Source organism: Microbacterium halimionae, from assembly GCF_011761265.1.
Taxonomy (GTDB): domain Bacteria; phylum Actinomycetota; class Actinomycetes; order Actinomycetales; family Microbacteriaceae; genus Microbacterium; species Microbacterium halimionae.
On record NZ_JAAOZB010000002.1, the window covers coordinates 407572 to 433306 of the forward strand.

Annotated in this window: 22 protein-coding genes; 13 read left to right on the plus strand and 9 right to left on the minus strand. The window is 61.6% G+C overall.

Features of this window, described 5'->3' with window-relative positions; translation table 11 throughout:
• Nucleotides 1–33: 33 nt before the first annotated feature.
• The 3 genes from FHS06_RS09665 to FHS06_RS09675 are packed head-to-tail and all read left to right on the plus strand — an operon-like array spanning nucleotide 34 to nucleotide 2200.
• Nucleotides 34–735, plus strand: coding sequence for a GntR family transcriptional regulator (locus tag FHS06_RS09665; protein ID WP_167048775.1), 702 nt, complete (start codon nucleotides 34–36; stop codon nucleotides 733–735).
• A complete protein-coding gene (locus FHS06_RS09670) occupies nucleotides 732–1754 on the plus strand; it encodes a 1-aminocyclopropane-1-carboxylate deaminase (RefSeq protein WP_167048777.1) in 1023 nt (340 codons plus the stop codon). The genes FHS06_RS09665 and FHS06_RS09670 overlap by 4 nt, the downstream gene beginning before the upstream one ends.
• A 56-nt stretch (nucleotides 1755–1810) precedes the next feature.
• On the plus strand, nucleotides 1811–2200 hold the full coding sequence (locus FHS06_RS09675; RefSeq protein ID WP_167048779.1) for a DoxX family protein: 390 nt from the start codon (nucleotides 1811–1813) through the stop codon (nucleotides 2198–2200).
• Between the two features lie 7 nt (nucleotides 2201–2207).
• On the opposite strand, the gene FHS06_RS09680 is transcribed toward FHS06_RS09675, so the two are convergent.
• Together FHS06_RS09680 and FHS06_RS09685 are read right to left on the minus strand one after the other, a co-directional pair.
• On the minus strand, nucleotides 2208–3077 hold the full coding sequence (locus FHS06_RS09680; RefSeq protein ID WP_167048781.1) for an NYN domain-containing protein: 870 nt from the start codon (nucleotides 3075–3077) through the stop codon (nucleotides 2208–2210).
• Between the two features lies 1 nt (nucleotide 3078).
• A complete protein-coding gene (locus tag FHS06_RS09685) occupies nucleotides 3079–4077 on the minus strand; it encodes a Gfo/Idh/MocA family protein (protein WP_167048784.1) in 999 nt (332 codons plus the stop codon).
• Nucleotides 4078–4125: 48 nt separating this feature from the next.
• On the opposite strand from FHS06_RS09685, the gene FHS06_RS09690 reads away from it, so the two are divergent.
• Complete coding sequence (locus FHS06_RS09690) at nucleotides 4126–5454, plus strand: M20/M25/M40 family metallo-hydrolase (RefSeq protein WP_167048786.1); 1329 nt, start codon at nucleotides 4126–4128, stop codon at nucleotides 5452–5454.
• Here the strand turns inward: FHS06_RS09690 and FHS06_RS09695 are convergent.
• A complete protein-coding gene (locus FHS06_RS09695; protein ID WP_167048788.1) occupies nucleotides 5451–6005 on the minus strand; it encodes a hypothetical protein in 555 nt (184 codons plus the stop codon). The genes FHS06_RS09690 and FHS06_RS09695 overlap by 4 nt on opposite strands.
• 157 nt (nucleotides 6006–6162) lie before the next feature.
• Between FHS06_RS09695 and FHS06_RS09700 the strand changes: the two genes are divergently transcribed.
• From FHS06_RS09700 to mmsB, 5 genes are all read left to right on the plus strand, one after another.
• Nucleotides 6163–7173 (plus strand): LacI family DNA-binding transcriptional regulator, encoded by a 1011-nt coding sequence (locus FHS06_RS09700; protein WP_167048790.1) that lies wholly within the window; start codon nucleotides 6163–6165, stop codon nucleotides 7171–7173.
• Nucleotides 7174–7337: 164 nt separating this feature from the next.
• Entirely contained in the window at nucleotides 7338–8018 is a 681-nt protein-coding gene (locus tag FHS06_RS09705; RefSeq protein WP_310734801.1) for an L-ribulose-5-phosphate 4-epimerase, read from the plus strand.
• Between the two features lie 113 nt (nucleotides 8019–8131).
• Nucleotides 8132–9256: a multiple monosaccharide ABC transporter substrate-binding protein gene (chvE, locus tag FHS06_RS09710; RefSeq protein WP_167048792.1), complete on the plus strand. Its 1125-nt coding sequence runs from the start codon at nucleotides 8132–8134 to the stop codon at nucleotides 9254–9256.
• Nucleotides 9257–9330: 74 nt separating this feature from the next.
• Nucleotides 9331–10857 (plus strand): multiple monosaccharide ABC transporter ATP-binding protein, encoded by a 1527-nt coding sequence (gene mmsA / locus FHS06_RS09715; RefSeq protein WP_167048794.1) that lies wholly within the window; start codon nucleotides 9331–9333, stop codon nucleotides 10855–10857.
• A 24-nt stretch (nucleotides 10858–10881) separates the two neighbouring features.
• Nucleotides 10882–12120, plus strand: coding sequence for a multiple monosaccharide ABC transporter permease (gene mmsB / locus FHS06_RS09720; RefSeq protein ID WP_167048796.1), 1239 nt, complete (start codon nucleotides 10882–10884; stop codon nucleotides 12118–12120).
• A gap of 192 nt (nucleotides 12121–12312) precedes the next feature.
• Here mmsB and FHS06_RS09725 read toward each other — a convergent pair whose 3' ends face one another.
• From FHS06_RS09725 to FHS06_RS09735, 3 genes are all read right to left on the minus strand, one after another.
• Nucleotides 12313–13233, minus strand: coding sequence for an NmrA family NAD(P)-binding protein (locus FHS06_RS09725; RefSeq protein WP_167048798.1), 921 nt, complete (start codon nucleotides 13231–13233; stop codon nucleotides 12313–12315).
• Between the two features lie 40 nt (nucleotides 13234–13273).
• Nucleotides 13274–13825, minus strand: coding sequence for a MarR family winged helix-turn-helix transcriptional regulator (locus FHS06_RS09730; RefSeq protein ID WP_167048800.1), 552 nt, complete (start codon nucleotides 13823–13825; stop codon nucleotides 13274–13276).
• A 180-nt stretch (nucleotides 13826–14005) separates the two neighbouring features.
• On the minus strand, nucleotides 14006–14494 hold the full coding sequence (locus FHS06_RS09735) for a SecDF P1 head subdomain-containing protein (protein WP_167048802.1): 489 nt from the start codon (nucleotides 14492–14494) through the stop codon (nucleotides 14006–14008).
• Nucleotides 14495–14745: 251 nt separating this feature from the next.
• On the opposite strand from FHS06_RS09735, the gene FHS06_RS09740 reads away from it, so the two are divergent.
• Nucleotides 14746–15732 carry a linear amide C-N hydrolase gene (locus FHS06_RS09740; protein ID WP_167048804.1) on the plus strand — a complete coding sequence of 329 codons (987 nt, stop codon included), beginning with the start codon at nucleotides 14746–14748 and terminating at the stop codon, nucleotides 15730–15732.
• A 28-nt stretch (nucleotides 15733–15760) separates the two neighbouring features.
• Here the strand turns inward: FHS06_RS09740 and FHS06_RS09745 are convergent, their stop codons facing one another.
• From FHS06_RS09745 to FHS06_RS09755, 3 genes are read right to left on the minus strand one after another with little or no spacing between them, the layout of a single operon-like run.
• Nucleotides 15761–16702 carry a quinone oxidoreductase family protein gene (locus FHS06_RS09745; RefSeq protein ID WP_167048806.1) on the minus strand — a complete coding sequence of 314 codons (942 nt, stop codon included), beginning with the start codon at nucleotides 16700–16702 and terminating at the stop codon, nucleotides 15761–15763.
• 29 nt (nucleotides 16703–16731) lie between these two features.
• Nucleotides 16732–20607, minus strand: coding sequence for an ATP-dependent RNA helicase HrpA (gene hrpA, locus FHS06_RS09750; RefSeq protein ID WP_167048808.1), 3876 nt, complete (start codon nucleotides 20605–20607; stop codon nucleotides 16732–16734).
• A gap of 37 nt (nucleotides 20608–20644) precedes the next feature.
• Nucleotides 20645–22192, minus strand: coding sequence for a dolichyl-phosphate-mannose--protein mannosyltransferase (locus FHS06_RS09755; protein WP_167048810.1), 1548 nt, complete (start codon nucleotides 22190–22192; stop codon nucleotides 20645–20647).
• Between the two features lie 23 nt (nucleotides 22193–22215).
• Here FHS06_RS09755 and rsmI point away from each other — a divergent pair, with 23 nt between their 5' ends.
• Genes rsmI through FHS06_RS09770 form a run of 3 tightly spaced genes read left to right on the plus strand, consistent with a single transcriptional unit; the run spans nucleotide 22216 to nucleotide 25695 of the window.
• The gene (gene rsmI / locus FHS06_RS09760; RefSeq protein WP_167048812.1) at nucleotides 22216–23070 is read left to right on the plus strand and encodes a 16S rRNA (cytidine(1402)-2'-O)-methyltransferase; all 855 of its coding nucleotides are present in this window, start codon (nucleotides 22216–22218) and stop codon (nucleotides 23068–23070) included.
• A gap of 46 nt (nucleotides 23071–23116) precedes the next feature.
• Nucleotides 23117–24694, plus strand: coding sequence for a methionine--tRNA ligase (gene metG, locus FHS06_RS09765; protein WP_167048814.1), 1578 nt, complete (start codon nucleotides 23117–23119; stop codon nucleotides 24692–24694).
• Nucleotides 24691–25695, plus strand: coding sequence for a TatD family hydrolase (locus FHS06_RS09770; protein WP_167048816.1), 1005 nt, complete (start codon nucleotides 24691–24693; stop codon nucleotides 25693–25695). The genes metG and FHS06_RS09770 overlap by 4 nt, the downstream gene beginning before the upstream one ends.
• Nucleotides 25696–25735: the final 40 nt, after the last annotated feature.

Sequence of the window (25735 nt, forward strand, 5' to 3'; positions counted from 1 at the left end):
ACGCACTCGCTTCAGTGATGTGCAATATATTGCATGTCACTACCGCACGCCGAGCGTCCTAGGTCGCTGCGTGACTACGCCTACCAGCAGATCCGTGATGCGATTGTGTCGGGCGAGCTTGCTCCCGGCGTGCGACTGCGCGACCCTGAGCTCGAAGAATGGCTCGGAGTGAGCCGCACGCCCATTAGAGAAGCTCTGACCCGGTTAGAAGCCGCAGGCCTCGTGCACACACGCCGAGCGAAGCTCACTGAAGTTGCTCCACTCGATGCTCGGCAGGCGCTCGCCGCGGAGCGAGTGGCGGCTGCTCTCCACGAACTGGCAATGCGTGACGCGGTTCCGTTGATGACAGCCGATGACCATGAGTCGTTGCGGGCAGCCAACGCTCGATTCGCGGCGGCTCTCGGCGACGCCGACGTTGACGCTGCAATCGCCGCAGACGACGACTTCCATGCCGTAGCTGTCACGGCCAGCGCAAATCCACTCCTGCCTGGCCTGCTCGAACAGGTCAGTCCCGCACTTCGTCGACTCGAGCGTGCGCGGTTCGCGAGCCTTGCCGGTCGCGGCAGCGTCGCCGACCACGAACGCATCATCGCGCTGTGCGTCCGCGGCGACATCGACGCGGCAGCGGCGGCGACTCGCGAGAACTGGCTCACTCTCGAGCGGCTTTTGCCCGAGGCATCTGATCACCCACTCCGCACGACGCCGGCACCGACTTTGAATGAGGATCCGCAATGACACTGGCAGATTTTCCGCGCCATTCGCTGATGTTCGGGCCGAGCCCGGTGCATCCACTCAATCGATTGAGCGACCACCTCGGTGGGGCGCGAATATGGGCGAAGCGTGAGGATGTCTCGAGCGGCCTTGCCTACGGCGGAAACAAGGTGCGAAAGCTTGAGTACCTGGTGCCCGATGCACTCGCGCAGGGAGCCGACACGCTCGTCTCGATCGGGGGAGTTCAGTCGAACCACACGAGGCAGGTCGCGGCTGTCGCGGCGCACCTCGGGATGAAGGCCGTGCTTGTGCAAGAGCAATGGGTCGACTGGCCCGATTCTGTCAACGACCGCGTCGGCAACATCATGCTGTCGCGAATCATGGGCGCCGACGTGCGGCTTTCGCCGTCGGGCTTCGGAATCGGTTTCAAAGACTCGTGGAAGCAGGCGATCGCCGATGTAGAGGAGCGCGGTGGCACTCCCTACGCAATTCCAGCGGGCGCCAGTGACCACCCGCTGGGTGGCCACGGTTTTGCAAACTGGGCGCACGAAGTCGCCGCTCAAGAAGAAGCTCTGGGCGTGTTCTTCGACACGATCGTGGTGTGCTCAGTAACCGGTTCTACGCACGCGGGCATGATCGCCGGTTTCGCAGATCTCGCGGAGAACTTCGGGGGCAAGCCGAGACGAGTGATCGGCATCGACGCGTCGGCGAAGATCGACGAGACCCGCGCACAAGTGGCACGCATTGCCCGCCGGACCGCCGCATCGATCGAGGTTGGTCGTGAGATAAGCGATGAAGAGATCACGGTGTTGGAGGGATGGGCCGGTAACTTCTACGGCATCCCGGTCGAGTCGACCGACGCCGCGATTCATCTGACGGGCCGACTCGAAGGCGTCATTCTCGACCCGGTATATGAAGGCAAGTCGATGGCGGGCCTCATTGACCTCGTCACATCGGGCGAAATCGCAAAAGACTCCACGGTGCTCTACGCGCACTTGGGAGGCCAACCAGCTTTGAATGCGTACAGCGCGCGGTATCACTGATCCGGGAACGGCACGACCCACTCGACAAACCCACCCCGACGCGATTTGATCGAGGTATGAAGACAATCTTTCGCTGGCTACTTGCCTCGGCCATGGTTTTTGCTGGCATCAGCCACATGTTTTGGGCACGGAAAGAATTCCAGGCTCAAGTGCCAGATGCTGTCTCTGAGGTGACGGGTATCGACAAAGACGGCGTTGTTCTGGCCTCCGGAGTCGTTGAGGTCATGCTGGGCTCGGCACTTGTCTTGTTCCCCAAAGATCGTCGCCGCGTGGGTCGCATCTTGGCGGCGTTCTTTGTCGCTATTTTCCCCGGAAACATCGCGCAGTACACCGGCCGACGTGATGGATTTGGTCTAGATAGCGACCGCAAGCGTCTCGCTCGACTCTTCTTCCAGCCTGTGCTCGTGACCTGGGCGCTATGGTCGACATCTCGTTCGCACGTCTGACGAACGCCTAGCGTCGCGCTGCGGCGAGCCTGACGAGCACAATGTTCTCTGACTCGTCGATTTCAGCGACGTCGCCGTGCGCCTTTACATAGTCAGAGAAGCTGCGGTGGCCGAGGGCCTTTTCGCTGAACGACGGATCCATTCGTGTGATGAGGCTCTTCACCACCGAGGCGTGCTGCCAATCTGTGCCTTCTTTGTCGCCCTCCAACCGCAGCGCGCGCTCGAGCAGGTCTGCTGCCGGATCGACCGATCGTTTGCGAGCGCGTGCGCGCGCAGGCGTTGCATCCTTCTTCTCGGCGCTTTCGGGTCGTGTGACGCCCGGTAGCGCGTCGTAGGCATCGAATCGGTCGCAGGCCGCGGCGAGCGATTTTGCGGTGGAGCCTGCGACCCCCACGCCCACGACGAAACGTCCGAGGCGCTTGCAACGTTGGGCAAGCGGTACATAGTCGGAGTCGCCAGCAACGATGACCACGTGGGTGAGATCGGGCAAGCGAAACATGTCTTCGACGGCGTCGACGGCGAGCCGAATATCGGCGCCGTTTTTCGCATATGCGGCCGCCGGAAAGAGCTGCACGAGATCGACGGCGCGAGCAACCAGCTGCGAGCGATACTCCGAGTTCACGGGCGAGGACCAGTCTGCGTATGCCCGGGTGAGCACGAGGGTCCCGAAGGATGCCGCGTAGTCGATGACTGCGCCGACATCGATGGTTGCGGCCGTGAGCTTTTCGGCGACTTCGGGGTCCGCTGGGTTCTGAGCGATCTTTTGACGATCCCGCGAGTATGCATTGCGGCCGTGCACGCGGTCATACCAAGACATCACGATGTTGTCGAAGTCCATATAGACAGCGACACGGGCCTCGGTACGGTTGTCGGCCATGTCAGTCCTCGCTGGGGTAGTGCACACCGATTATTTTGCGGACTTCATCGAGGGTGCCCATGATCGCCACCGATTCAGCCACCGGAAGTAGGTCACTATCAAGAGCACCGCCAGCGACGAATTTCTCCGCGGCGAGAGCTTGATACTGCATGCCGCGCCCATCTACTTCTGAGGTGTATTCCTCGAGAATCGTGCCATCGGACGCGGTAACCCGGAACGATGTCGGGGTGTACCAGACAGCGTCAACGTCGATACGCGCATCCGTGCCGACAATGTGAGCGATATTTGGTCCGCGTCCTCGAGATGACGAAATAGACGTCGATAGGGCACCATCTGCGTGCGTGAGAATTGTCGCGACTTCGGCGTCGGAACCAGCATCACTCAGGCGTCCCGCGCTAACTATCGAAACCGGGGCGCCGAGAATGTCCCATGCGAACGAAATTGGATAGATGCCGAGATCCAAGAGCGCTCCGCCGCCGAGCTCTAGGGCATTGAGGCGGTGCGTTGGGTCAGTCGAAATCTTCTGCGTGTGATCGGCGAAGACCGTGCGCACCTCTCCCAAGGTGCCCTCGCCGAGGATTTCGCGGATCCGCACCATATGGGGGAGGTACCTCGTCCACATGGCCTCCATCGCGAGAAGACCAGCCTCTGCTGCGGCGTCCCGAAGCAGGTCAGCTTCGGATGCAGTGAGAGTGAAAGGCTTCTCGACCAGCACGTGCTTGCCCGCTCGAAGCGCGAGAAGTGCATTGTCGAGATGATTCGGATGCGGCGTCGCGATGTAGACGATATCGACGTCGGGGTCGGCCACGAGCGCTTCATAGGAACCGTGTGGGTTCGCGATATCGAACTCTGCCGCGAACTTCTTTGCGGATTGCAAGCTCCGCGAGCCAACAGCCGTCACGGTGCGGCCGGCGGTACGAAGGTCACTCGCGAATGCGTGTGCAATTCCTCCCGTTGCCAGAATTCCCCATCGCAGTTTTGGTGTCTGATCTCCGGTCATGCATCCGACCCTATGCCCACGAGCGGCTCTTCGGATTAGGCTCGGGCTGTGACCGCTGACGTTGACCGCTTTCGCGAGCTTTTGCGCATACCCACTGTTTCTCATGTGGATGAAGAACTCACCGATTGGTCGGCGTTCGCTGAATTCACTGCCGCACTCGAACGGCTGTACCCCAGAACTCATGCGACGCTGAGCCGCGAGATCATCGACGAGCATGCGCTGCTCTACCGCTGGCCCGGAAAGACGAGTGATGCGCCTCTCGTGCTGATGGCGCACATGGATGTTGTGCCGGTCGTGCCCGAAGAGTGGGAATATGACCCGTTTGTCGCAACTCTTGTCGGCACCGGAAACGACGCCACCATTCACGCCCGCGGCGCGATCGATGACAAGGGCGCTCTCGTCGCAATCCTTGAAGCTGTCGAGTCTCTTGCCGAATCCGGCTACGTGCCGGCTCACGACATCTATCTCGTGTTCGGCCACAACGAAGAGACCGCTGGTGGGGGAGCACGTGCAATCGCCCAGACCCTTGAAGACCGGGGCATTCGTCCGGCGCTGATCCTCGATGAGGGCGGCGCGATCGTTGATGGCGCAATCCCCGGAGTTTCTGTGCCGACGGCAATGGTGGGAGTTGCCGAGCGCGGAATCATGACAGTGATACTGACAGCACGAGAAAGCGGCGGTCACGCATCGACTCCGCTGCGGCTGCCAGCCACCGCACGACTCGCACGTGCGATCACTCGACTGTCACGTCGACCTTTCCGTGCGCGTATTTCCCCTCCGGTACGCGCGATGTTTCGAACTGTGGCGGCGTCAGCTCCAGGCTTGTTGGGATGGGCGTTTCGTCACATCGCGCTGACGGCGCCGCTCATGGCCGCAGTGTTGTCGCGGATGGGGCCGGAGATGAATGCGACTGTTCGCACGACTGCCGTTGTGACAGAACTGTCTGGTGCATCAGCCGACAACGTGCTCGCAACAACAGCTCGAGCATCGGTGAATGTGCGAATTTTGACGGGCGAGTCGGTGGGGTCAGTGCGAGAACGGATGCGTCGAGTGATCAGCGACCCCGACATTGCCATCGATGTGCGCCATGATTCGGAGCCATCACCGGTATCGCCTTGGCGCGGCGAGCCGTGGCGCCGAATCGCGACGGCGGTGTCGACTGCCATCGGTCCAGAGGTAGTCACGACGCCGTATCTTCAGTCGGGTGCAACTGACAGTCGCTGGTTCACTGGAATCAGCGAAAACGTCTACAGGTTTGCACCTTTTCATCTCACGCGAAGCGAGCGAGAAGCACTCCACTCTCATAACGAGCGGATTCGCGTCGATTCGTGGCAAGCCGGTGTCCGGTTTTATCAGGCCTTAATAGCAGCAAGCTAGGGCGAGACCGGACGACGCGGCGGTACGTCGCTCGCACCCAACAAGAAGGCTGCGATGTGCAGCGCCGACGCCGAAATCACCGGCCCCGCACCGAATGACCACTCAGCGTCAGTCGCACTGACGGTGTGACCCGAGATAGCGGCACGGCGCTCAAGCGGTGCGCGACCTGAGGCAAAAAGTGCGACTGCGCCCGACGTCAAGACGGGAACGTGTGGCGTCATGTCAACCGCGGCGGCGAGCACGAGAAGCGCTCGCAGTGCGTCGGCGAGATGCCGGACACGCCTCTTGGGCCCTTCGCGCACCTGAACTGCGCACTCCGCGACGTCTTTCGCTGAGGACACATCCGAGGAATCACGGATGCCTTTACCCAGCTTCGCCTCCCGCACGAAAGTCTCGGCCAGCTCTGCCGCCGACCCGTTCGGCGCATGCTCAAGGAGCCGAGCAGCCTCGGCAACGAGCTCGCTAATCTGCGTGCGTCGGTCAGATGAGACCTCAGTCGAATCGGACGGCTCACGCTGACTGAGTGGAAGGTATCGGGCCAAATCCGCCATGCGGCTCAGCGTACGCCACAACATGGATGTGACAACATGTGACAGAGAAACAGGGGTGCAGCTAAATAGCGCCGCTCTATGTGACAGTCACATTTGTCGCAAACACGTGCATAATGGGCTCACCAGTAGCTGGGGGCATCACAAGGAAGCGAGTGCCATGGGCGACGAAGCGAGCGGGCGTGCGCCCAGCATCCGCGATGTTGCGCGCCTCGCGAGTGTTTCTCACCAAACTGTCTCTCGCGTACTCAACGATCACCCGAGCATTCGGCCTGAAACGCGCGAGCGTGTACTTCAGGTAATGGCACAGCTGCAGTACCGGCCAAACCGTGCAGCTCGCGCTCTCGTTACGAGCAGATCGCAAACGCTCGGGGTTCTCGCCTCGTCCGCAACGCAGTACGGCCCGGCGTCGTCGATTGCGGCTATTGAAGCGGCTGCACGCGCTCGAGGCTATTGGGTTAGCACCGCGAATATCGATGCTTCTGACCCGGAATCGATTGCGGCCGGTCTTTCGCACCTGATGGCTCAGAACATCGAAGGCCTCGTCGTCATTGCGCCACAAGTGCGAGTTTTTCGGGCTCTCGCTATGCACGAACTCAACGTGCCCTACGTGACGCTGCAGTCAACCGATCTCGAGCCCGAGAATAACCTCACGGTGGACCAGGTTGCGGGTGCAAGGCTCGCAACCCGGCACCTCATCGAACTCGGCCACCGCCAGATATATCACCTCTCCGGGCCTCAGGACTGGATCGAGGCAGAGGCGAGAATGCGCGGTTTTCTCGAGGAAATGAGCGCGAACGACATCGCCACGACAGCGCCGATTCTGGGAGACTGGACGGCGGACTTCGGTTTCTTCGTGGGCCGCGAGTTGCTGCGTATTCGCGACTTCACGGCGATCTTCTCCTCAAACGACCAAATGGCGTTGGGACTCATTCACGCCGTGCGCGATGCCGGGCTCGACGTTCCCGGCGACATCAGCATCGTGGGATTCGACGATATTCCGGAAGCTGCACATTTCTGGCCTCCGCTCACCACTGTGCGCCAGGACTTTGCAGAACTGGGCCGTCGATGTGTTGATTTGTTGCTCGGATCCGCAACAGAGCGCGACTTCGCGACGGATCCGCTCATGCCCGAAGTTGTCGTCAGAAACTCCGCCGCACCGGTTCGTTGAGTCTCGTTACCAATCTGAGACACGGCCGGAGTTGACACGACCCGTTCCGACCTGGCTATAGTGACGCAATGTGAACGGTCACATTGACCGGGGACGAAGGGGTTCTGGACGTGGTTTTGGGCAATGATGCACGTGAGCAGCAGGCTGCTGAGGCGAAGACCGAAGTGGCCATCGCTCGTGCGCGGCAGCAGGTCGCGACGCTTCACGCTGAGCTCGTGCGGTACGGCCTGGTCGTCTGGACTGGCGGCAATGTCTCGGCACGCGTGCCGGACACCGAGTTGTTTGTGATCAAGCCGTCCGGCGTTTCCTACGATGAACTCGCACCCGAGAACATGATCGTGTGTGATCTCGATGGCTCTGTCGTGGTGGACACTCCGGGTAGCGATCGCTCTCCATCGTCCGACACCGCAGCGCACGCATACGTCTACCGGAACATGCCCGAAGTCGGCGGCGTTGTGCACACTCACTCGACGTACGCGGTCGCGTGGGCGGCGCGTGGCGAAGAGATTCCCTGTGTCACGACAGGGATGGCCGACGAATTCGGCGGACCAATCCCGGTCGGTCCATTCGCTGTCATCGGTGATGATTCGATTGGCCGCGGAATCGTTGAGACTCTTACCGGTCACCGCTCACGCGCGGTGCTGATGCAGAACCACGGCCCCTTCACGATCGGGGCCACAGCGAAAGACGCCGTCAAAGCGGCCGTCATGCTCGAAGACGCGGCGCGCACAATCCACATTTCGCGCCAAGGCGGGGACCTCCTGCCAATTCCGCCCGAGGCAATCGATCGGCTCTACGACCGATATCAAAATGTCTACGGGCAGACCACGGACGACCGTCGCTGAATTTGCGGCGGTGAACCACAACTGAATATCGACACCAAGACAAAACCGAATATCGACACCAAGACAAAGCTGTCAACGAAGGCGACAACGATGTCCATCAGAAAGGGAACACAGTGAACGGTAAGAAGATTCTTCTCGGAACGGCCACGGTCGTTGCGGGCGCTTTGCTTCTGTCCGGCTGCTCGGGGGCGAGTGGGGGCGACTCAGGCGGTAGCGGAGACGGCGGGCTCGTCGGCGTTGCAATGCCGACAAAGAGCTCAGAGCGCTGGATTCAGGACGGCGACGCAGTGAAGTCGCAGCTTGAAGAGCAGGGCTTCTCGGTTGACCTGCAGTACGCAGAAGACGACATCCCCACGCAGGTCTCTCAGATCGAGAACATGATCACGAAGGGCGCCGAAGCGTTGATCGTTGCATCGATCGATGGCACGACGCTCACGAGCGTGCTGCAAGAAGCAGCGGATGCCGGCATCCCGGTTATCGCGTATGACCGCCTGATTCGTGACACCGAGAACGTTGACTACTACGCGTCGTTCGACAACTACCAGGTTGGCGTTCAGCAGGCGACATCGATTCTCAACGGTCTCGGGTTCACCGAGCTCGATGGCACACCGATTGACGGAGCTCCTGAAGGTCCGTTCAACATCGAACTCTTCGCCGGTTCACCCGACGACAACAACGCGACCTTCTTCTGGAACGGTGCGATCGACACCCTGCAGCCGTACATGGACGAGGGAACGCTCGTCGTGGCGTCGGGTCAGACCGACTTCCAGCAGGCAGCTACCCTCCGCTGGGATGGAGAAACTGCCCAGAGCCGTATGGAAGACATTCTCGTGTCGACCTACTCGGGCGGCGAACAGGTCGACGCAGTGCTGTCTCCGTATGACGGCATTTCGCGAGGCATCATCTCGGCTCTCACCGACGCTGGCTACACGGTCGGCGATGAGTGGCCGATCATCTCGGGTCAGGATGCTGAGCTCGACTCCGTGAAGGCAATCAACCGTGGCGAGCAGTACGCCACGATCTTCAAGGACACGCGTCAGCTGGCTGAGGTTGCCGTGAACATGGCAGTTGCTCTTCTCAACGGCGAAGAGCCCGAGGTGAACAACACGACCGACTACGACAACGGCGTGACGGTTGTTCCTTCGTACCTTCTCGAGTCGGCAATCGTCGTCAAGGACAACATCCAAGAGGTGCTGGTCGACAGCGGTTACTGGACCGAAGCCGACATCACCGGTTAATAATCCACGAGTGCTCAGGCCGGGCGGTGGAAATTTCCATCGCCCGGCTCGGGCCCGTTTAACGAGGAGGCAGGATGTCCGAGCACATCCTTGAGATGCGGGGAATCACCAAAACGTTCCCCGGCGTGAAAGCGCTCGCTGATGTGAACTTCTCCGTAGAACGTGGCGAGATCCACGCCATCTGCGGCGAGAACGGCGCCGGCAAGTCGACGCTCATGAAAGTGCTGTCGGGGGTCTATCCCCACGGAACGTACGACGGCAAAATCGTCTACGTCGGCGACGAGGTGCAGTTCAAAAGCCTGAGCGAAAGCGAAGCGAAGGGCATCGTCATCATCCACCAGGAGTTGGCTCTGAGCCCATACCTGTCGATCGCCGAAAACATCTTCTTGAACAATGAGCGCACCCGGTTCGGGCTCGTTGACTGGAACGAAACCAACCTCGAAGCCTCGAAGCTCTTGAAGCGAGTGGGACTAAAAGACAACCCGATGACGAAGGTCAATCAGTTGGGTGTCGGAAAGCAGCAGCTCGTCGAGATCGCAAAGGCGCTCTCGAAGGAAGTGAAGCTCCTCATCCTCGATGAGCCGACTGCTGCGCTGAACGACGAGGACTCTGACCACCTGCTTGATCTCATTCTGAGTCTGCGCGAGCAGGGGATCACGTCGATCATCATCAGCCACAAACTGAACGAGATCAAAAAGGTCGCCGACACCGTCACGATCATTCGCGACGGCAAGACGATCGAGACCATCGCCAAAGCGGATGTCACCGAAGACCGCATCATCAAAGACATGGTGGGCCGCGATCTCGAGCACCGCTATCCCGACCACGAGCCGAGCATCGGCGAAGAGCTTATGCGCGTCGAGGACTGGACCGCACACCACCCGCAGGATTCCAACCGGGTGATGGTCGATAAGGTCTCGATCAACGTGCGCGCCGGAGAAATAGTCGGAATCGCTGGTCTCATGGGGGCCGGGCGTACCGAGTTCGCGATGAGCCTTTTCGGCCACAGCTACGGCAGCAAGATCTCCGGCAAGGTGTTCATGCGCGGTAAGGAGATCAAGACCCGCACCGTCGCTGAGGCTATCGACAATGGTATTGCGTATGCCACTGAAGATCGCAAGACCTACGGTCTCAACCTCATCGAAGACATCAAGCGCAACATTTCAGTTGCGTCTCTGAAGAAGCTAGAAAAGGCTGGCTTGGTCGACGACAACGAAGAGTTCCGTGTCGCGAATAAGTACCGCAAAGACATGAACATCAAGGCGCCGAACGTGTTGGTGAAAACCGGCAAGCTGTCCGGCGGAAATCAGCAGAAGGTCGTGCTGTCGAAGTGGATCTACTCAGATCCTGACGTGCTGATTCTCGATGAGCCCACCCGCGGCATCGATGTCGGCGCAAAGTACGAGATTTACACGATCATCAACAAGCTCGCAGCCGAGGGCAAGGGAATCATCGTGATCTCTTCCGAGCTTCCGGAGCTGCTCGGCATTTCTGATCGTGTCTACGCCCTTTCCGAGGGGCGCATTACCGGTGAACTGCCGATCGCCGAAGCAACACCCGAGTCCGTCCTCAAACTTATGACCATGGAGAAGTCCCGCTAACGGGGCTTGCAGGAGACACATTTCATGTCAAACGACAATCTCTCTCAAGATTCGCAGGCTGCGGGCGGTCTCGTTCAGCCTGAAGACAACAAGTTCACTCGCTGGATCACTACCGTCATCTCCGACCTCGGGAAGAACGGCATTTTCATCGCGCTTGTCGCGGTGGTTGCGCTCTTTGCGGTGCTGACCGATGGCATCCTGCTGCGTCCGCAGAACATCTCTAACCTCGTCGTCCAGAACGGGTACATTCTCGTGCTGGCGATCGGAATGGTGATGATCATCATCGCGGGTCACATCGACCTGTCGGTGGGATCAGTCGCAGCCTTTGTGGGCGCCTGTTCCGGTGTATTCGCCGTCAACATGGGACTTCCCTGGTGGCTTTCCGTCATCCTCTCGTTGCTCATCGGAGCGCTGGTGGGTGCCTGGCAGGGATTCTGGGTCGCGTTCGTTGGGATACCCGCGTTCATCGTGACGCTGGCGGGCATGCTCATTTTCCGCGGGCTCGCGCTCGTGGTGCTCGGCAACGCGAACATCGGATCGTTCCCCGAGGAGTACCGTGCCCTCGGTAACGGCTTCCTCGACGGCGTCTTCGGTTCAGTGAAGCCGGATATCTTCACGCTGCTTCTCGGGGCGGCGGCGATCATCGCGCTTGTTGTGCAGCAGCTACGCGCTCGCGCCGGCCGCGCAAAGTACGACCAGGATGTGGAGCCGGCTCTCTGGTTCTGGATCAAGCTCGTTCTGATCGCAGTCGTCATCGGGTTCTTCGCATACGCTCTCGCGTCTTACAAGGGTATCCCGGTCACGCTGATCATCCTGGCTGCGCTCGTCATGATCTACGGCATCGTCATGAACCGCACTGTCTTCGGCCGCCACGTCTACGCGATCGGTGGCAACCGCCACGCGGCTGAGCTCTCCGGTATCAAGACCCGTCGTGTCGACTTCCTGCTGTTCGTCAACATGGGAGTGCTTGCCGCCCTTGCCGGACTCATCTTCACCGCCCGGCTGAACCTCGCTGGCCCGAAAGCCGGTGATGGATTCGAGCTCGAAGCGATCTCGGCAGCCTTCATCGGTGGCGCGGCTGTGCAAGGTGGTGTTGGAACGATCGGTGGCGCAATCATCGGTGGTCTGATCATCGGTGTGCTGAACAACGGTATGTCGATCATGGGCATCGGTATTGAGTGGCAGCAGGCGGTAAAGGGCCTCGTGCTTTTGCTTGCCGTTGCCTTCGACGTCTACAACAAGCGTCGCGCCGGCCACAGCTAGGGCACGCAGTGACAACGAACGCGTAGTTACAACGAAAAGGGTCCCGTTTTTTGGCGGGGCCTTTTTCGTTGTCCACGTGTCTTTTTGACTGAGACGTCTATGACGTTTGACGCTTTCTGGCCGATGGCGGGTTTACCCCAACTGGCGTGACTTGTTCTCTTTCCGTTATGGGCAGTGATCGGGGTGCGCAGCTCAGGGCGTCGTATATGCACTCTGATGAGTGAGGTGAGCCTGGAGGACGTCGCGGACCGTAGTCCACGTGTGGGGGCCGTAACGGTCGTTGTCGACGTGGTGCAGTTGCGCTTGGCCGCTGAACATGCTGACGAAGTACTGCATTCCCTGCCAGGCGGGGAATGTCTCGTCCGGGTTTTTCGACAGTGTCTTTCCAATTTTGCTCATGGCCGAAAGTGTGGCTGTGGTGCCGGCCCATTGCAGTTTGAAGGGAGTGCCGGTCAGCTCGGTCATTGTGCGGGCGACGTCTCGGGCGGAGACCTGTGCGCCGGCGATCTCGATGACGCGGGGCGCGTCGTTATCGAGGGCGGCGAGCGCGGTGACTCGGGCGACATCGTCTTTGGTCGTGAAGTCCAGAATCTGGTCGGCGGAAGACCAGAACAGAACCCGGCGACGGCCGAAAAGGATCATCGGCGCCTCATTTGCGAGCAGGTCCGTAAACATGCCGTTAAGAATCGAGGTGGCTTGGACAGGGGCCGCATCGACGTCAGCGGCGAACTCACGGCGCAGCTCGAAGTTTCGGTTGCTGCCCGGGGAGATCTGGCGGTAGTCGGCCGCATAATCTGAAGGAATAAATCGGGGCACCCCGGCGGCAACGGTCGCTTTCAGGAGAGCGCGCTGAGCGTCGACGATCACGGGACGGACGCCACTAACCGCCGACACAACGACGTCGACGCCGGAGATGGCGGCAGTCAAAGCACCGTGATCGGAGTACGCGGCGGTGACGATGTCGACGCGGTCGGCGTCACCGAAGAGCGCGGCAGCTTTTGTACTACCGGGGCGAGTGAGGACTCGGAGCCTAACGTCGTGCTGAAGGAGTTCGCGGACGATGCGCTGGCCGAGGTCGCCGGTGGCGCCGGCTACAAGGATGGTGTTGGTCATGGGGTGAGGTCTCATTCTGTTGTGGTCGAAGGGGGATGCATCAGTGCGATCGGCGAGGGGGTTGCGAGGGGTGCTCGGCGGCGGCGCGAGCGTCAGTGATGCAGGCCTCAACATCCCCGGCGCCGAGTGCGACCCGAGCCAGGAGCCTGCGTAACTGCGTCTGCTCGTCCGGGCTGAGGTGACGCATGAGGACACCCTCGACCTCGCGCAGGGCGCCACGTGCTGAGGTCAGTAACGACCGGCCCGCACCTGTTGGGTGTACTTGGCGGATCCGCCGATCGTTCGGATCGGGGCGACGCTCGACGAACCCACCTGCCTCGAGGGCGTCGATCACATACGTCATCTGGGTTTTGTCGATCCCGAGCCGGTGAGCGAGCGCCAATTGCGAGGAGGGTTCCTCGGTGGTGATCGCCACGAGCACCTGATAGCCCCTCGGGCCCCCCGGGACATCGGCGACCGCACCGGTGGCAGACCGCGAGAACCCTTGATACGTCGCAGGCAGGGCCCAGCCGAGTTCGGTCTGAATTCCTCCCGCGTCCCAATCGATCGTGGGCAGCGCGACCGGCGCGTTGATAGTCGAGAAATCGTCCATTCTCGAAATAGTAACTTATCAAGATCATCTGGCATAAAGATGATCTTGCTCGGCGACGATATGTGTTGGGTGGCACACCGATAGGAGAAACGATGAGCACTTCCGAAATTCCGCTGCGGTTAGGCTCTCGGGGTTGGGAGCGGCCTCGTTCGAGCAGAACTCCGCATGAGATGTCGCGGATTAGCGGCCGTTGAGCCGGTCCACGATGTCTTGGGCGTCGTCGTCTGGTGAGAGCACAATCACTGCTTCGTTGCCTGTCAAAGGTTCCATCACTGTGACCGCAGACTGCATCGTGTCGTCGATCTTGAAGACCAGGCGTGAGTCTGGGCCGGCTTGAGCTGCCTGCTGAGTCAGAGCACCGAAGATCGCTGCCCCATCGTCTGTGAAGGTCACTTCAACGGCATTCTTCTGGTTTTCGGCAACAACCGCGCTCGAAACCTGAGCCCGTTCGAATGTGGCGGGGCTCACGATGGACCCGCTCCCAACCGGTACGCACTTCGGGTCGGATCCTGTGGCGCATGTCTCGGATACTGCTAGCTCGATCGTTCCTCCGGCAGGCGCCGCGGTTTCGCTGAGTGGAGTTTCGCCGGTAGGTGCCGGGGCGGAACAGCCGATGAGAAGGAACGCGGCCAGGATGATCGGGGCGAATCGATATGGGTAAAAGGCCATGAATCTCCAATAAAGCGTTGGCGGAGGCGCTGAATGCTCAGCCCATGATTTTGCCTAACGCTACGAGAGACTGCACGCGCTCGCCACCGTTGTCTGGTGTTGGTGCAGCTCACCTGGTTGACCGCTCTGCGAATAACCTGCTTTGCTCAGAGCAGGGAATCGTAAAATCCATGCGGCCGGTGGGCGTCCACACCGCAGCGCTTCCACAAGCCAGCAGCGCTTCCACAAGCAAGGTGAAGAGGATCCACAAGATGTGCACGAGAGTTGTTTATCTAGGAGAAGGCGACCGAGTGCTCACCGCGCGGTCAATGGACTGGAACGCCGACATGGGAACCAACATGTGGCTGTTTCCCCGCGGAATGGTGCGCAATGGTGCCGCCGGTGCGAACTCGCTCACATGGACATCGCGCTACGGAAGTGTCGTATCTGCGGCCTATGACGTCGCGACAACTGACGGAATGAATGAGAAGGGTCTCGTCGCGAGCGGACTCTGGCTCGCCGAATCTGAATATCCGGCAACGGATGACGGCCGCCCCAGGCTCTCAGTCGCGGCGTGGGCGCAGTACTTTCTCGATACTTTCGCGACGGTCACCGAAGCAGTAGACGCAGTCTCGGCGGATGACACGTTCGCGATCGCAACCTCTGGCGTGCCAGGGCAAGACCGCGACACGACGATGCATCTCGCGCTGTCGGATCCGACCGGCGACAGCGCGATCCTCGAATACCTGGGTGGCAAGCTGACGGTTCACCATGGTCGCTCGTACCAGGTCATGACGAACTCGCCCCCATACGACCAGCAGTTGGCGATCAACACGTATTGGGATGAAATCGGTGGCACAGTCATGCTCCCCGGCACCAACCGTGCGGCCGACCGCTATGTGCGAGCGGGCTTCTACGTGAACGCGATTCCGCAGGTCGAAGACCGGACGATCGCCACGGCGGCGGTCTTTGGCGTCATCCGCAATGCGTCAGTGCCGTATGGCATCACAACTCCCGGTCAGCCGAATATCTCATCGACGCGGTGGCGCACGGTCGCCGACCACAAAGACGGACGCTACTTCTTCGATTCGGTGCTGTCACCCAGTGTCATTTGGGTAGATCTCCCCAAGATCGATTTCTCAGAGTCGATGCCAACACGAAAGCTTGACCTCACGACAAATCCTTCGGAGATCCACGGCGGCGATGTCTCGACACTGTTTGAGCCTGCCGAACCGTTCGCATTCGCTAACGCTGGCTGACTGCGACGTCCTCGAAGGCCCGCGACGACTATGGGATGAGAGTCACTTTGCCGTCGGCGCCGTCGTGCACGAGTTGCTGAGCCTCGGCTGCGTCGCTCAGGGCGAATGACCCGGCAAGTTCCACCGAGAAGTGACCGGCGGCCATGAGCGACAGCGTCACGGGGATTGCTTCCGTGCGCCATGCCACCTGCTGTTCAGACAGGGGAGTGGGAGAGCCACCCGAGAACGCACGGATGCCAAGGCCCGCGGCATCCGCACCGCGGACGATCGTCGCAACCCGGTTTCGGTCGGGCGCAACGGCCAGCGAAACATCGAGAGCTTCTTCGGTGCCCGCCGCATCGAAGACGACGGTGATTCCGCCCCGGGCCGCCGCACGAACGCGATCTTCGAGCCCCGGACCGTACGCGATCGGAGTCGCTCCAAGCTCTTTTACGCGGTCGAACCGGCGCGGCGACGCCGTCGCGATGACTGTCGCGCCCCAGAGCCTTGCAAACTGAATTGCCGCCTGGCCGACGGCGCCAGACCCGCCGTGAATCAGAAGGGTGTCGTCTTCGCGCACTGCGAGCGAGCGAAGCGACTGGTACGCGGTGCCGACCGGAATGCCGAGGGCTGCTCCCGCCTCGGCTGAGACCTGCGGTGGCCGGTGCTGCACGTGGTCCGCTGCAACGATAACGTCGGTCGCATACATGCCGTGGCCGCTGAAAATGACAACATCGTCACCAACCCGGAGCCCATCGACGCCCTCTCCCACCGCTGTGATGGTGCCGGCAGCATCCGAGCCCGTTCGTCGTGGCTTCGTGATCGGCTTTGAGGAGCGCATTCCGGTGCGCAATTTGATGTCGATGGGATTGATGCCAGCGGCTTTCACGCTGACCGCGACCTCGCCGGCAGCAGGCACCGGTGTCGGGATCTCGATGACGTTGAGCACGTCAGGCCCACCGAACGTGTTGTAGACGATTGCGTGTGCCATTGAGCTGTCAACCTCCGAGTGCGCGTGCGCTATTCCTTCAGCGCCTTTTGGATCCGCTGCAGCGAAACAGACTCGGCCGTGCCGAGCGTTTGCGCGAACAGGCTCATACGGTACTCCTCCAAGAGCCAGCGCGCGTGAATGATTCCGGCGGGCGCGTCGGGGGCCGCAGGAATCGTGCCACCAGCATCTGTGAAGGCCACCTGGGCGCGTTCGAACTCAGTCATGCGAGAGCGGTCGCGCCCCGGATTGTCGGGCAATATCTGCAATCGGCCGAGAATACCGCTGAGATACCGCGGCAGATGCGTGAGCTGTCGCGACCCGGTGCGAGAGACGAACCCCGGAAAAATAAGCCCGGCAAGCTGCCCACGGATATCTCCGAGCGCTCCGAGGAGTGTCATCGAGTTCTGACCCTTGAGCGAGCGCTCAACGTCGCGAGAAAGTGTCAGGATGCGGGCGGTCAGCGCGACTGTATTGAACACCGTCTCAACCGACGCTGCCGAGAATGCGGCACGCACCTGCTCGAACTGTTCTTTCGTGCGCACACCATCTGCGCGTGCGTGGCGCGAGATCACATCGTCGGCGACAGCCACGCGGCAATCTTCGATCAGCGCCTTGGCTGAAGAGTAAGGGGATGCCGCCAACGCCAACTTCTCAGCAGCTGTCAGATGCTCGAGCACGTAGCTCGCAGCGGAAGGCACTGCGAGCAAGACCAAGCGGCGAACCCCCGCGGTGTTCGCTACCACTGCGGCATCCGCTGTCGCTTCAATGCGAAGCGACACACTCTCGCCGTCATCGACGAGGGCGGGGTAGCCGCGGACGATCCCGCCAGCGACCCGGCTATCGACAACAGCGGGAAGATCGTCGATGTCCCAACTCGTGAGTCCGCTTCGCGACGCAACCGACGCAGACGACGCCTGCGGCGCGAGAGCGGCAACGCGCGCGGCGTCTCGTGTCGGCTCTGGTTTTTTGGTTCGGAGCGACCGCTCAACGCTTGAGCGCGTGCGCGCTGCGAGGCGGGTTTGAAGCGCGATCAGATCGCGATCGCTCCCGACAGTGCGCCCTCGCTCGTCAACCGCCCGGAACGAGACATGGAGGTGGGCGGGAACGCGATCGAGCTCGAAAGAATCGGCGGTGACGGGCTGATTCGCCACGCGCTGGACGAGTGAAGCCAGAGCGGCACGAAGACTCTGCGCGGGTGCGCCATCGGTGTGCTCGGGGCCGAGATCGGCGACCTGCTCAGCGAAGGTCGCTGCCCAATCCGCCGCGGGAACAACGTGGCGTCGAATTGCTTTCGGGAGCGCGCGGAGAAGCCCTGTGATGAGTTCGGGGCGAAGCCCGGGCACTTGCCAATCAAAACCATCGACGGTGATGGATGCGAGGAGAGCAAGCGGCACAACGACCGTCACTCCGTCGTCGGCGGCACCCGGTTCGAAGCGGTAGGTCAGTGACAGCACCTGATCGCGCTGGTGCCACCGCGTCGGAAAATCACGCTCGTCAGCGCGCGAAGCGTCATCGACCAGGTCGCTCTCGCTCATGTCGAGCAGTCGTGGCGTGCGCGTCATCGCATCCCGCCACCACGCTTCAAACGAGCGCACATCAAAAACGTCACTGGGAATGCGGGTGTTGTAAAACGCGTAGACGGCCTCATCGCCGACGAGGATGTCGCGGCGCCGCTCTCGTTCTTCGATCTTTTCCAGACGGCGTCGAAGCTCAAGGTTTCGCCGCGAGAAGGCGGTCAGCTTCTTGTCGAGGCGGGTGGCATCCCACTCTTCTTCGACGAGCGCGTGGCGCAAGAACATCTCTCGCGCCAGTGGGCGATCGATCCGTGCGAGCTGGATGCGGCGGCGCGGCACGATTTCAACTCCGAAGAGCGTGATCTTCTCTGCGGCGACGGCCGCTCCGGCATCTTTCGACCAGTGCGGGTCGCTCACTTGGCGTTTGATCAGATCTGGCGCCAGAGCTTCGGCCCACTCCGGGTCGATCGCGGCGACCGTCCGCGCAAACAACCGACTTGTTTCGACGAGTTCAGCGGCCATGACAGCCGCGGGCCGCTTCTTCTTCAGGCCGGAGCCGGGAAAGATCGCAAACCGCGCGCCGCGGGCTCCGAGGTATTCGCCGCCGCGCCGGGTCGATGTCTCTTTGGACGCGCCCTTGGCATCACGCGTGGGTGTGCGCTCATCGAGAATGCCGATCTGCGACAGGAGGCCCGCCATGATCGCTTTGTGTACGGCATCCGGGTCTGCCGCATCGCTCGATCCACGCGGGCGACCAAGCTGCGCTGAGAGTTGGCGGTGCACATCAGTCCACTCGCGAACGCGCACGTAGTTGAGGTGTTCGCTCCGGCACAACCGCCGAAAAGCGCTTGAGCCGAGTGCCTCTTGCTGCTCCCGCAGATAGTTCCAGAGGTTCAGTAGCGCGAGAAAGTCGCTCGTCGGATCGGTGAATCTGGCGTGTAGGCGGTCAGCCTGCTCTCGTACCTCTTCGGGGCGCTCGCGCACGTCTTGAATCGACATGCCCGCAACAATCGGCATGACATCAGCCAAAACGTCGCCGCGCTTTGCCTCGACGAGCATGCGCGCAAAACGCGGGTCGATCGGGAGACGGGAGAGTTCGTGCCCGGTGTCGGTGAGCGTCGTGCGTGCGTTCTTGCCGATGCCGTTCGTGCGTACAGCGCCGAGCTCGAGCAGCAGATCGAACGCTGCCTTCACACCGCGCGAGTCCGGGGGAGTGAGGAACGGAAAAGCCGTGATGTCGCCGAAGCCGAGCGACAGCATCTGCAAAATAACCGACGCGAGCGATGTGCGAAGAATCTCGGGATCGGTGTACTCATCGCGGGATGCGAAATCATCCTCGGCGTATAGGCGAATCGCGATGCCCGGTGCTGTGCGGCCAGCGCGGCCAGCGCGCTGTTGCGCCGAAGCTTGCGAAATCGGCTCGATCGGCAAGCGCTGAATCTTGCTACGCGGGCTGTAGCGCGTGATGCGGGCCGTGCCGATGTCAACGACGTAGCGGATGCCGGGAACCGTCAGGCTCGTCTCGGCAACGTTGGTGGCGAGCACCACGCGGCGGCGGACCCCGGCTATCCGCGACGGCTCGAACACGCGGTGCTGTTCTGCCGCGCTCAGCCGGCCATAGAGCGGGAGCACTTCGGTGGGCGCGGCATCCTTCGCGTACGCTCCGCGCACAGCATCGGCAGCGTCGCGGATTTCAGCCTCGCCGGGCAGAAACACGAGCACGTCGCCCGCGGCTTCACGATCGAGTTCTCGAAGCGCCGCCACCAATCCGTCGAGGTCGTCTTCATCGTTCGGCGGACGGTACCTGATGTCGACGGGGTATGTGCGACCAGACACTTCAATGATGGGAGCGGGGGTGCCTGAGGCATCCGCGAAGTGGGCAGCAAAGCTCTGCGGATCGATCGTTGCCGACGTGATGATCACTTTGAGGTCGGGTCGCTCGGGAAGAATGCGGGTCAAATACCCGAGCAGAAAGTCGATGTTGAGCGAACGTTCATGGGCCTCGTCAACAATGATCGTGTCGTACCGGCGCAGCAGACGGTCGCGGTGGATCTCGTTCAACAGGATGCCGTCGGTCATCAACGCGATGCTTGTTTCAGCCGAAACCTTGTCGGTGAAGCGAACTTTGTAGCCCACCGTCGAGCCGAGCTCCACCTCGAGTTCGCTTGCGATGCGCTCGGCTATCGAACGCGCTGCAATTCGCCGCGGCTGGGTGTGTGCGATCTTGGTGCGGCCAAGCTCCAGGCAGATCTTCGGCAGCTGCGTCGTTTTACCCGACCCGGTTGCACCCGCGACAATGACGACCTGGTGGTCTGCAATCGCGCGCGAAATCTCTTCCCGCGCGGCGCTGACGGGCAGCTCGGGCGGAAACGTGATGACGGGCTGAGACATAGCCTCTTATCGTATTCCCTCGCGGTGCCTACTGCGGCTAGATCCAGGTCGGCAACCAGTTGTGCAGGCGCCAGAAGTCGTAGGGCACCGGAAGCGCTGTCCACACGGGATACCAGAATGCCGAAAGCGCAATCACCACGATCAAGAAAATGATCACGCTACGCTGCCCAGATTTTCGTCGGTGCACGGGTGCGTGCCGAGAACCCGCGATTTCACGAAGCGCAAAGGTGAGCGCCAGCACGAGGAAGGGCAGCATTGCGATTGTGTAGAACTGGAAAATTGTGCGCTCGGGGTAGAGCAGCCACGGAACGTACGTGACGGCGATTCCGGTGAGTACGAGCGCGAAGCGCCAGTCGCGAGTGACGACGAAGCGGTAGATCAAGAACAGAGCAGCGGCGATGCTTGCCCACCAGATGAGCGGGTTAGGAATCGATGACACTGCCTGGACGCTGCCGTCTTGATCCCAATACATCGACGTTGGACGTACAAGCAACGGCCACTGCCAGGCCGGGCTCGCGTAGCTGTGCGCCGTGGATAGTCCGACGTGGAACGCATACATCGACTCGTGGTAGTTCCAGAGGCTCTGGAACGACTCGGGGACCCATGCCCAAAAACCTGTCGCGGGGTTATCCACCGCAGACGAACGGTCGTAACCGCCCGACGTGACGAGCCAGCCCGTCCACGATGACAGGTAGACGATGACCGACACGGGCACCAGAAGCAGAAAAGATGCCACGCCCTGGCGGACGGCATCCAGCGGCCAGAATTCCACTCCCGCGCGCCGTCGCGCGAGAGCATCGGAGACAACGACGTAGATGCCGACACCGGCGATCACGTAGAGCCCCGACCACTTGACTGCCGTCGCCGCGCCGGCTGCGGCGCCGGCCGCGATCAGCCAGGGGCGGTTCCAGAGCATCGGGCCCCAGAACACTGGTCCCTCTCTGTTCGCCATGTTGATGGCTAGGCGCTCGAGATGCCAGCGGCGATCGAAGATCAAAAACCAGAACGTCAAGAGGATAAAGAACGTCAGAAACATGTCGAGCAGCGTTGTGCGGCTCATCACGATGGCGAGTCCATCTATTGCCATGAGAGACCCGGCAATGCTCGCAAACACCGTCGAGCGGGTCAGAGCACGAGCGACGAGGTAAACGAGCAGCACTGTTACCGTGCCGAAGAGGGCGACCGAGAACCGCCACCCGAACGATGAATCAGGCCCGAACAGACACATGCCCGCGCCGATAAGCCACTTGCCCAATGGCGGGTGTACAACGTAGCTGCCCGTCGACAAGAAGATGTCGGTTGACCCGGACGTGAAGAGGTCGTCCGCGCCATCGGGCCAGTTCGCGGGGTACCCGAGAATCCACTGGCTCCAGGCATCCTTCACGTAATAGGTCTCATCGAACACCAGCGAGTGCGGCTGGCCCAACCGGAAGAAACGCAAAAAGCCCGCCAGGAGGGTGATGGCAAGCGGGGCAAAAATATTGAGTCTGTGCTGCAGCCGCAACGAAGCGTGCAGACGCGCGGCCCACCTGTCGTAGTGAGAGGGCGGCTCGATCGGAACGAGCGGCGGCGCGGTATCCGTCACAGCGTCAAGCCTAAGCTGGAGTGGTGATCATCCTCGCGGCGACGCCGATCGGAAACCTCGGAGACGTAACTCGGCGACTCGTGGAAGCGCTCGAGAACGCGACGGTTGTCGCAGCCGAAGACACCCGCACGACGCAGCGACTGCTCGCGGGCCTTGGCATTACAAACCGGCCTCGCCTGATTGCGGTGCACGATCACAACGAGAAAGAGCGGGCAGCGGAGATCATCGCGCTCGCCGAGACCGACGACGTGCTGGTGATCTCGGATGCCGGAATGCCCACCGTCAGTGACCCCGGCTACGGGCTCGTTTCCGCTGCGATCGCCGCGGGCGTGACGGTCACGGCGCTGCCTGGCCCAAGCGCCGTGCTCACGGCGCTTGCCGTCGCGGGGCTACCGACAGACCGCTTCACTTTTGAAGGATTTTTGCCGCGTAAACCCGCTGAGCGTCGCGCGCAGCTGGTGGCATTGTCTTCTGAGACTCGCACGATGGTGTTTTTCGAGTCCCCCGCGCGGACGGGTGCCGCACTCGTCGACATGGCGGCGGCGTTCGGCGATGACCGGCAGGGAGCCGTTTGTCGCGAACTCACCAAGTTCTACGAAGAGGTCGTTCGTGGCCCTGTCGCCGAATTAGCGAAATGGGCAGAAGACGGTGTGCGCGGCGAAGTCGTGCTTGTCGTGGGCGGCTCACACGAAGAGCCGGTCTCTTTTCCGGCAGCTGTCGCGCAGGTGACTGAGCTGGTTGCCGCGGGCGGCCGCTTGAAAGAAGCCGTGCGCGAAGTCGCCGGTCACACTGGCCACTCCTCGCGCGACCTCTACCAGGCGGCTCTTGGCGCGAAAGGGCCCGGTGCGAAGGCGCCCGGCAACAAAGACAGCGCGTAATCGTCATACGGCGAGCGGCGGCATCCATCGCAACTAGAATTCTCTGGTGAGCACGGACCGATCTTTTTACATCACGACGCCGATTTACTATCCGAGCGACGTACCGCACATCGGCCATGGCTACACGACGGTCGCCGTCGATGCTCTGGCCCGCTGGCACCGTCAGTCAGGGGACGACACCTGGATGCTGACGGGCACCGACGAGCACGGTCAGAAAATGATGCGTGCCGCCGCCGCCAACGGAGCTACCCCGCAAGAGTGGGTCGACAAGCTCGTGAGCGAGTCGTGGTTTCCGCTGCTCGAGACTCTCGACGTCGCAAACGACGACTTCATTCGCACCACTCAGCCCCGTCACGAAGAGCGAGTACGCGAGTTCGTGCAGGCAATTTACGACCGCGGCTACATCTACGCCGGCGAATTCGAAGCGCTGTATTGCGTCGGCTGCGAAGAGTTCAAGACCGAGTCAGAGATTCTCGACGGCACCGGTGCTTTCGAAGGGCTCAAGGTGTGCGCCATCCACTCCAAGCCGCTTGAGCTGCTGCAGGAGAAGAACTATTTCTTCAAGCTCAGCGAGTTTCAAGACCGCTTGCTTGAGCTCTACCGCACCGAGCCCGACTTCGTGCGGCCCGAGTCTGCGCGCAACGAAGTTGTCTCGTTCGTCAAGCAGGGTCTGAAAGATCTTTCGATCTCGCGTTCGACCTTCGACTGGGGCATCACCGTCCCGTGGGACGAATCGCACGTCATCTACGTGTGGGTCGACGCTCTCCTCAACTACGCGACGGCCGTCGGTTTCGGTTCAGACCCCGAGCAGTTCGAGAAGCGCTGGCCCGCCTATCACGTCGTGGGTAAAGACATCCTGCGTTTTCACGCCGTCATCTGGCCCGCCATGCTCATGGCTGCCGGCGTCGACGTGCCCAAGGGTGTTTTCGCGCACGGCTGGTTGCTTGTCGGCGGCGAGAAAATGTCGAAGTCGAAACTCACGGGTATCGCGCCGACCGAAATCACGGACGTTTTCGGGTCCGATGCGTACCGCTTCTATTTCCTCTCAGCGATTGCGTTCGGGCAAGACGGCTCGTTCTCATGGGAAGACCTTTCTGCCCGCTACCAGGCTGAACTTGCCAACGGCTTCGGCAACCTGGCATCCCGCACGATCGCGATGATCGAGCGCTACTTCGACGGCGTTGTGCCGGCCGCGGGCGCATCGACTCCGGCCGACGATGTCGTTGCAAAGACGGTTGCGGATGCTGCATCCGCCGCCGACGCCGCCATCGAACGGTTCCGCATCGATGAGGCAGTCACCGCGATCTGGATGATCGTCGACGTGCTGAACGGGTACATCACCGAGAACGAACCGTGGGCGCTCGCAAAAGACGACGCGCAGCGTGAGCGGCTTGGCACGGTGCTGTACACGGCAGCCGAGGGGCTCCGTGCCCTCGCGGTGCTGCTGTCACCTGTGATGCCGGTAGCGACCGAGAAGCTGTGGACATCGCTTGGCGTCGCAGACGCACTCGGTGCCCTCCAGGCTCAGCCGCTTCGCGACGCAGGGCGGTGGGCGCAGCTCCCCGTCGGCACGAAGGTCGCGGCGCTGTCGCCCCTCTTCCCGCGCATCGAACAGTCAGTATGACCACCGACTCCACGCCCGACTTGCCCGTTTTTGCGGGTGGGGCGGCGCCCACACCCGCGAAAACGGGCAAGTCAGCGGGGGGGAACGGGGCCACACGACCCCAAACGGCGGCGGGAGAGTTCGACGCGAGCACGTATGTGCGCGAGCGCACGGCCGACGGGCGCAAAGAGCTGCGCTACCCCGAGTCGCCTGAGCCGCTCAGCGTGCCCGTGTACGACAACCACACCCACCTCGAGATCGCTGACGGCGACAATCCGATGACGCTCGAGCAGCAGCTCGACCGGGCCGCCGCGGTCGGGGTGATCGGTGTTGTGCAGGCGGGTGGCGACATTGAATCGAGCCGCTGGTCGGCGCATGCTGCGGCATCCGATCCGCGCGTGCTTGCCGCTGTTGCGATTCACCCTAACGAGGCTCCGGTCTACGCCGCCGCGGGCAGGCTCGACGAGGCTATCGCCGTGATCGATGAGCTTGCGGCACAGCCACGCGTGCGAGCGATTGGTGAGACAGGACTCGACTTTTTCCGGACGGAAGCCGACGGCATCCCGGCACAACTCGAAAGCTTCGAAGCGCACATCGCGCTCGCCAAGAAGCACGACATCGCGATGCAGATCCACGACCGAGATGCCCACGACGCCGTGCTCGAGACGCTGCTTCGTGTTGGCGCGCCAGAACTAACCGTGTTCCACTGCTTCTCCGGTGACGACGCGATGGCGCGACTGGCAGCCGAGCGCGGCTACTACCTGTCGTTCGCGGGCAACGTGACGTTCAAGAACGCACAGAACCTCCGTGACGCGCTAGCCGTTACTCCCCGGGAGCGCATCCTGGTTGAAACGGATGCCCCGTTCCTGACTCCGACCCCGCATCGAGGCCGTCCGAACGCGCCGTATCTCGTGCCCGTGACAGTGCGGTTCATGGCGGCAGAACTCGGCGTCGGCGTTGATGAGCTCTGTGCTCAGATATCGGCCAACACACTCGAGGTCTACGGTTCGTTCGGCGCGTAGCGCCAGCGGCGTCTAGCGCGCCGAACGAACCAGAGCTCCG

Bases quoted from the DNA above. Each gene is read 5' to 3' on its own strand.
- FHS06_RS09725 (WP_167048798.1), bottom strand. From the start codon at position 13,233: ATGACCAACACCATCCTTGTAGCCGGCGCCACCGGCGACCTCGGCCAG.
- mmsB (WP_167048796.1), top strand. From the start codon at position 10,882: ATGTCAAACGACAATCTCTCTCAAGATTCGCAGGCTGCGGGCGGTCTC.
- FHS06_RS09675 (WP_167048779.1), top strand. From the start codon at position 1,811: ATGAAGACAATCTTTCGCTGGCTACTTGCCTCGGCCATGGTTTTTGCT.
- FHS06_RS09680 (WP_167048781.1), bottom strand. From the start codon at position 3,077: ATGGCCGACAACCGTACCGAGGCCCGTGTCGCTGTCTATATGGACTTC.
- FHS06_RS09685 (WP_167048784.1), bottom strand. From the start codon at position 4,077: ATGACCGGAGATCAGACACCAAAACTGCGATGGGGAATTCTGGCAACG.
- FHS06_RS09670 (WP_167048777.1), top strand. From the start codon at position 732: ATGACACTGGCAGATTTTCCGCGCCATTCGCTGATGTTCGGGCCGAGC.
- FHS06_RS09745 (WP_167048806.1), bottom strand. From the start codon at position 16,702: ATGGCACACGCAATCGTCTACAACACGTTCGGTGGGCCTGACGTGCTC.
- hrpA (WP_167048808.1), bottom strand. From the start codon at position 20,607: ATGTCTCAGCCCGTCATCACGTTTCCGCCCGAGCTGCCCGTCAGCGCC.
- FHS06_RS09740 (WP_167048804.1), top strand. From the start codon at position 14,746: ATGTGCACGAGAGTTGTTTATCTAGGAGAAGGCGACCGAGTGCTCACC.
- FHS06_RS09665 (WP_167048775.1), top strand. From the start codon at position 34: ATGTCACTACCGCACGCCGAGCGTCCTAGGTCGCTGCGTGACTACGCC.
- FHS06_RS09700 (WP_167048790.1), top strand. From the start codon at position 6,163: ATGGGCGACGAAGCGAGCGGGCGTGCGCCCAGCATCCGCGATGTTGCG.
- FHS06_RS09730 (WP_167048800.1), bottom strand. From the start codon at position 13,825: ATGGACGATTTCTCGACTATCAACGCGCCGGTCGCGCTGCCCACGATC.
- FHS06_RS09695 (WP_167048788.1), bottom strand. From the start codon at position 6,005: ATGGCGGATTTGGCCCGATACCTTCCACTCAGTCAGCGTGAGCCGTCC.
- FHS06_RS09735 (WP_167048802.1), bottom strand. From the start codon at position 14,494: ATGGCCTTTTACCCATATCGATTCGCCCCGATCATCCTGGCCGCGTTC.
- mmsA (WP_167048794.1), top strand. From the start codon at position 9,331: ATGTCCGAGCACATCCTTGAGATGCGGGGAATCACCAAAACGTTCCCC.
- FHS06_RS09770 (WP_167048816.1), top strand. From the start codon at position 24,691: ATGACCACCGACTCCACGCCCGACTTGCCCGTTTTTGCGGGTGGGGCG.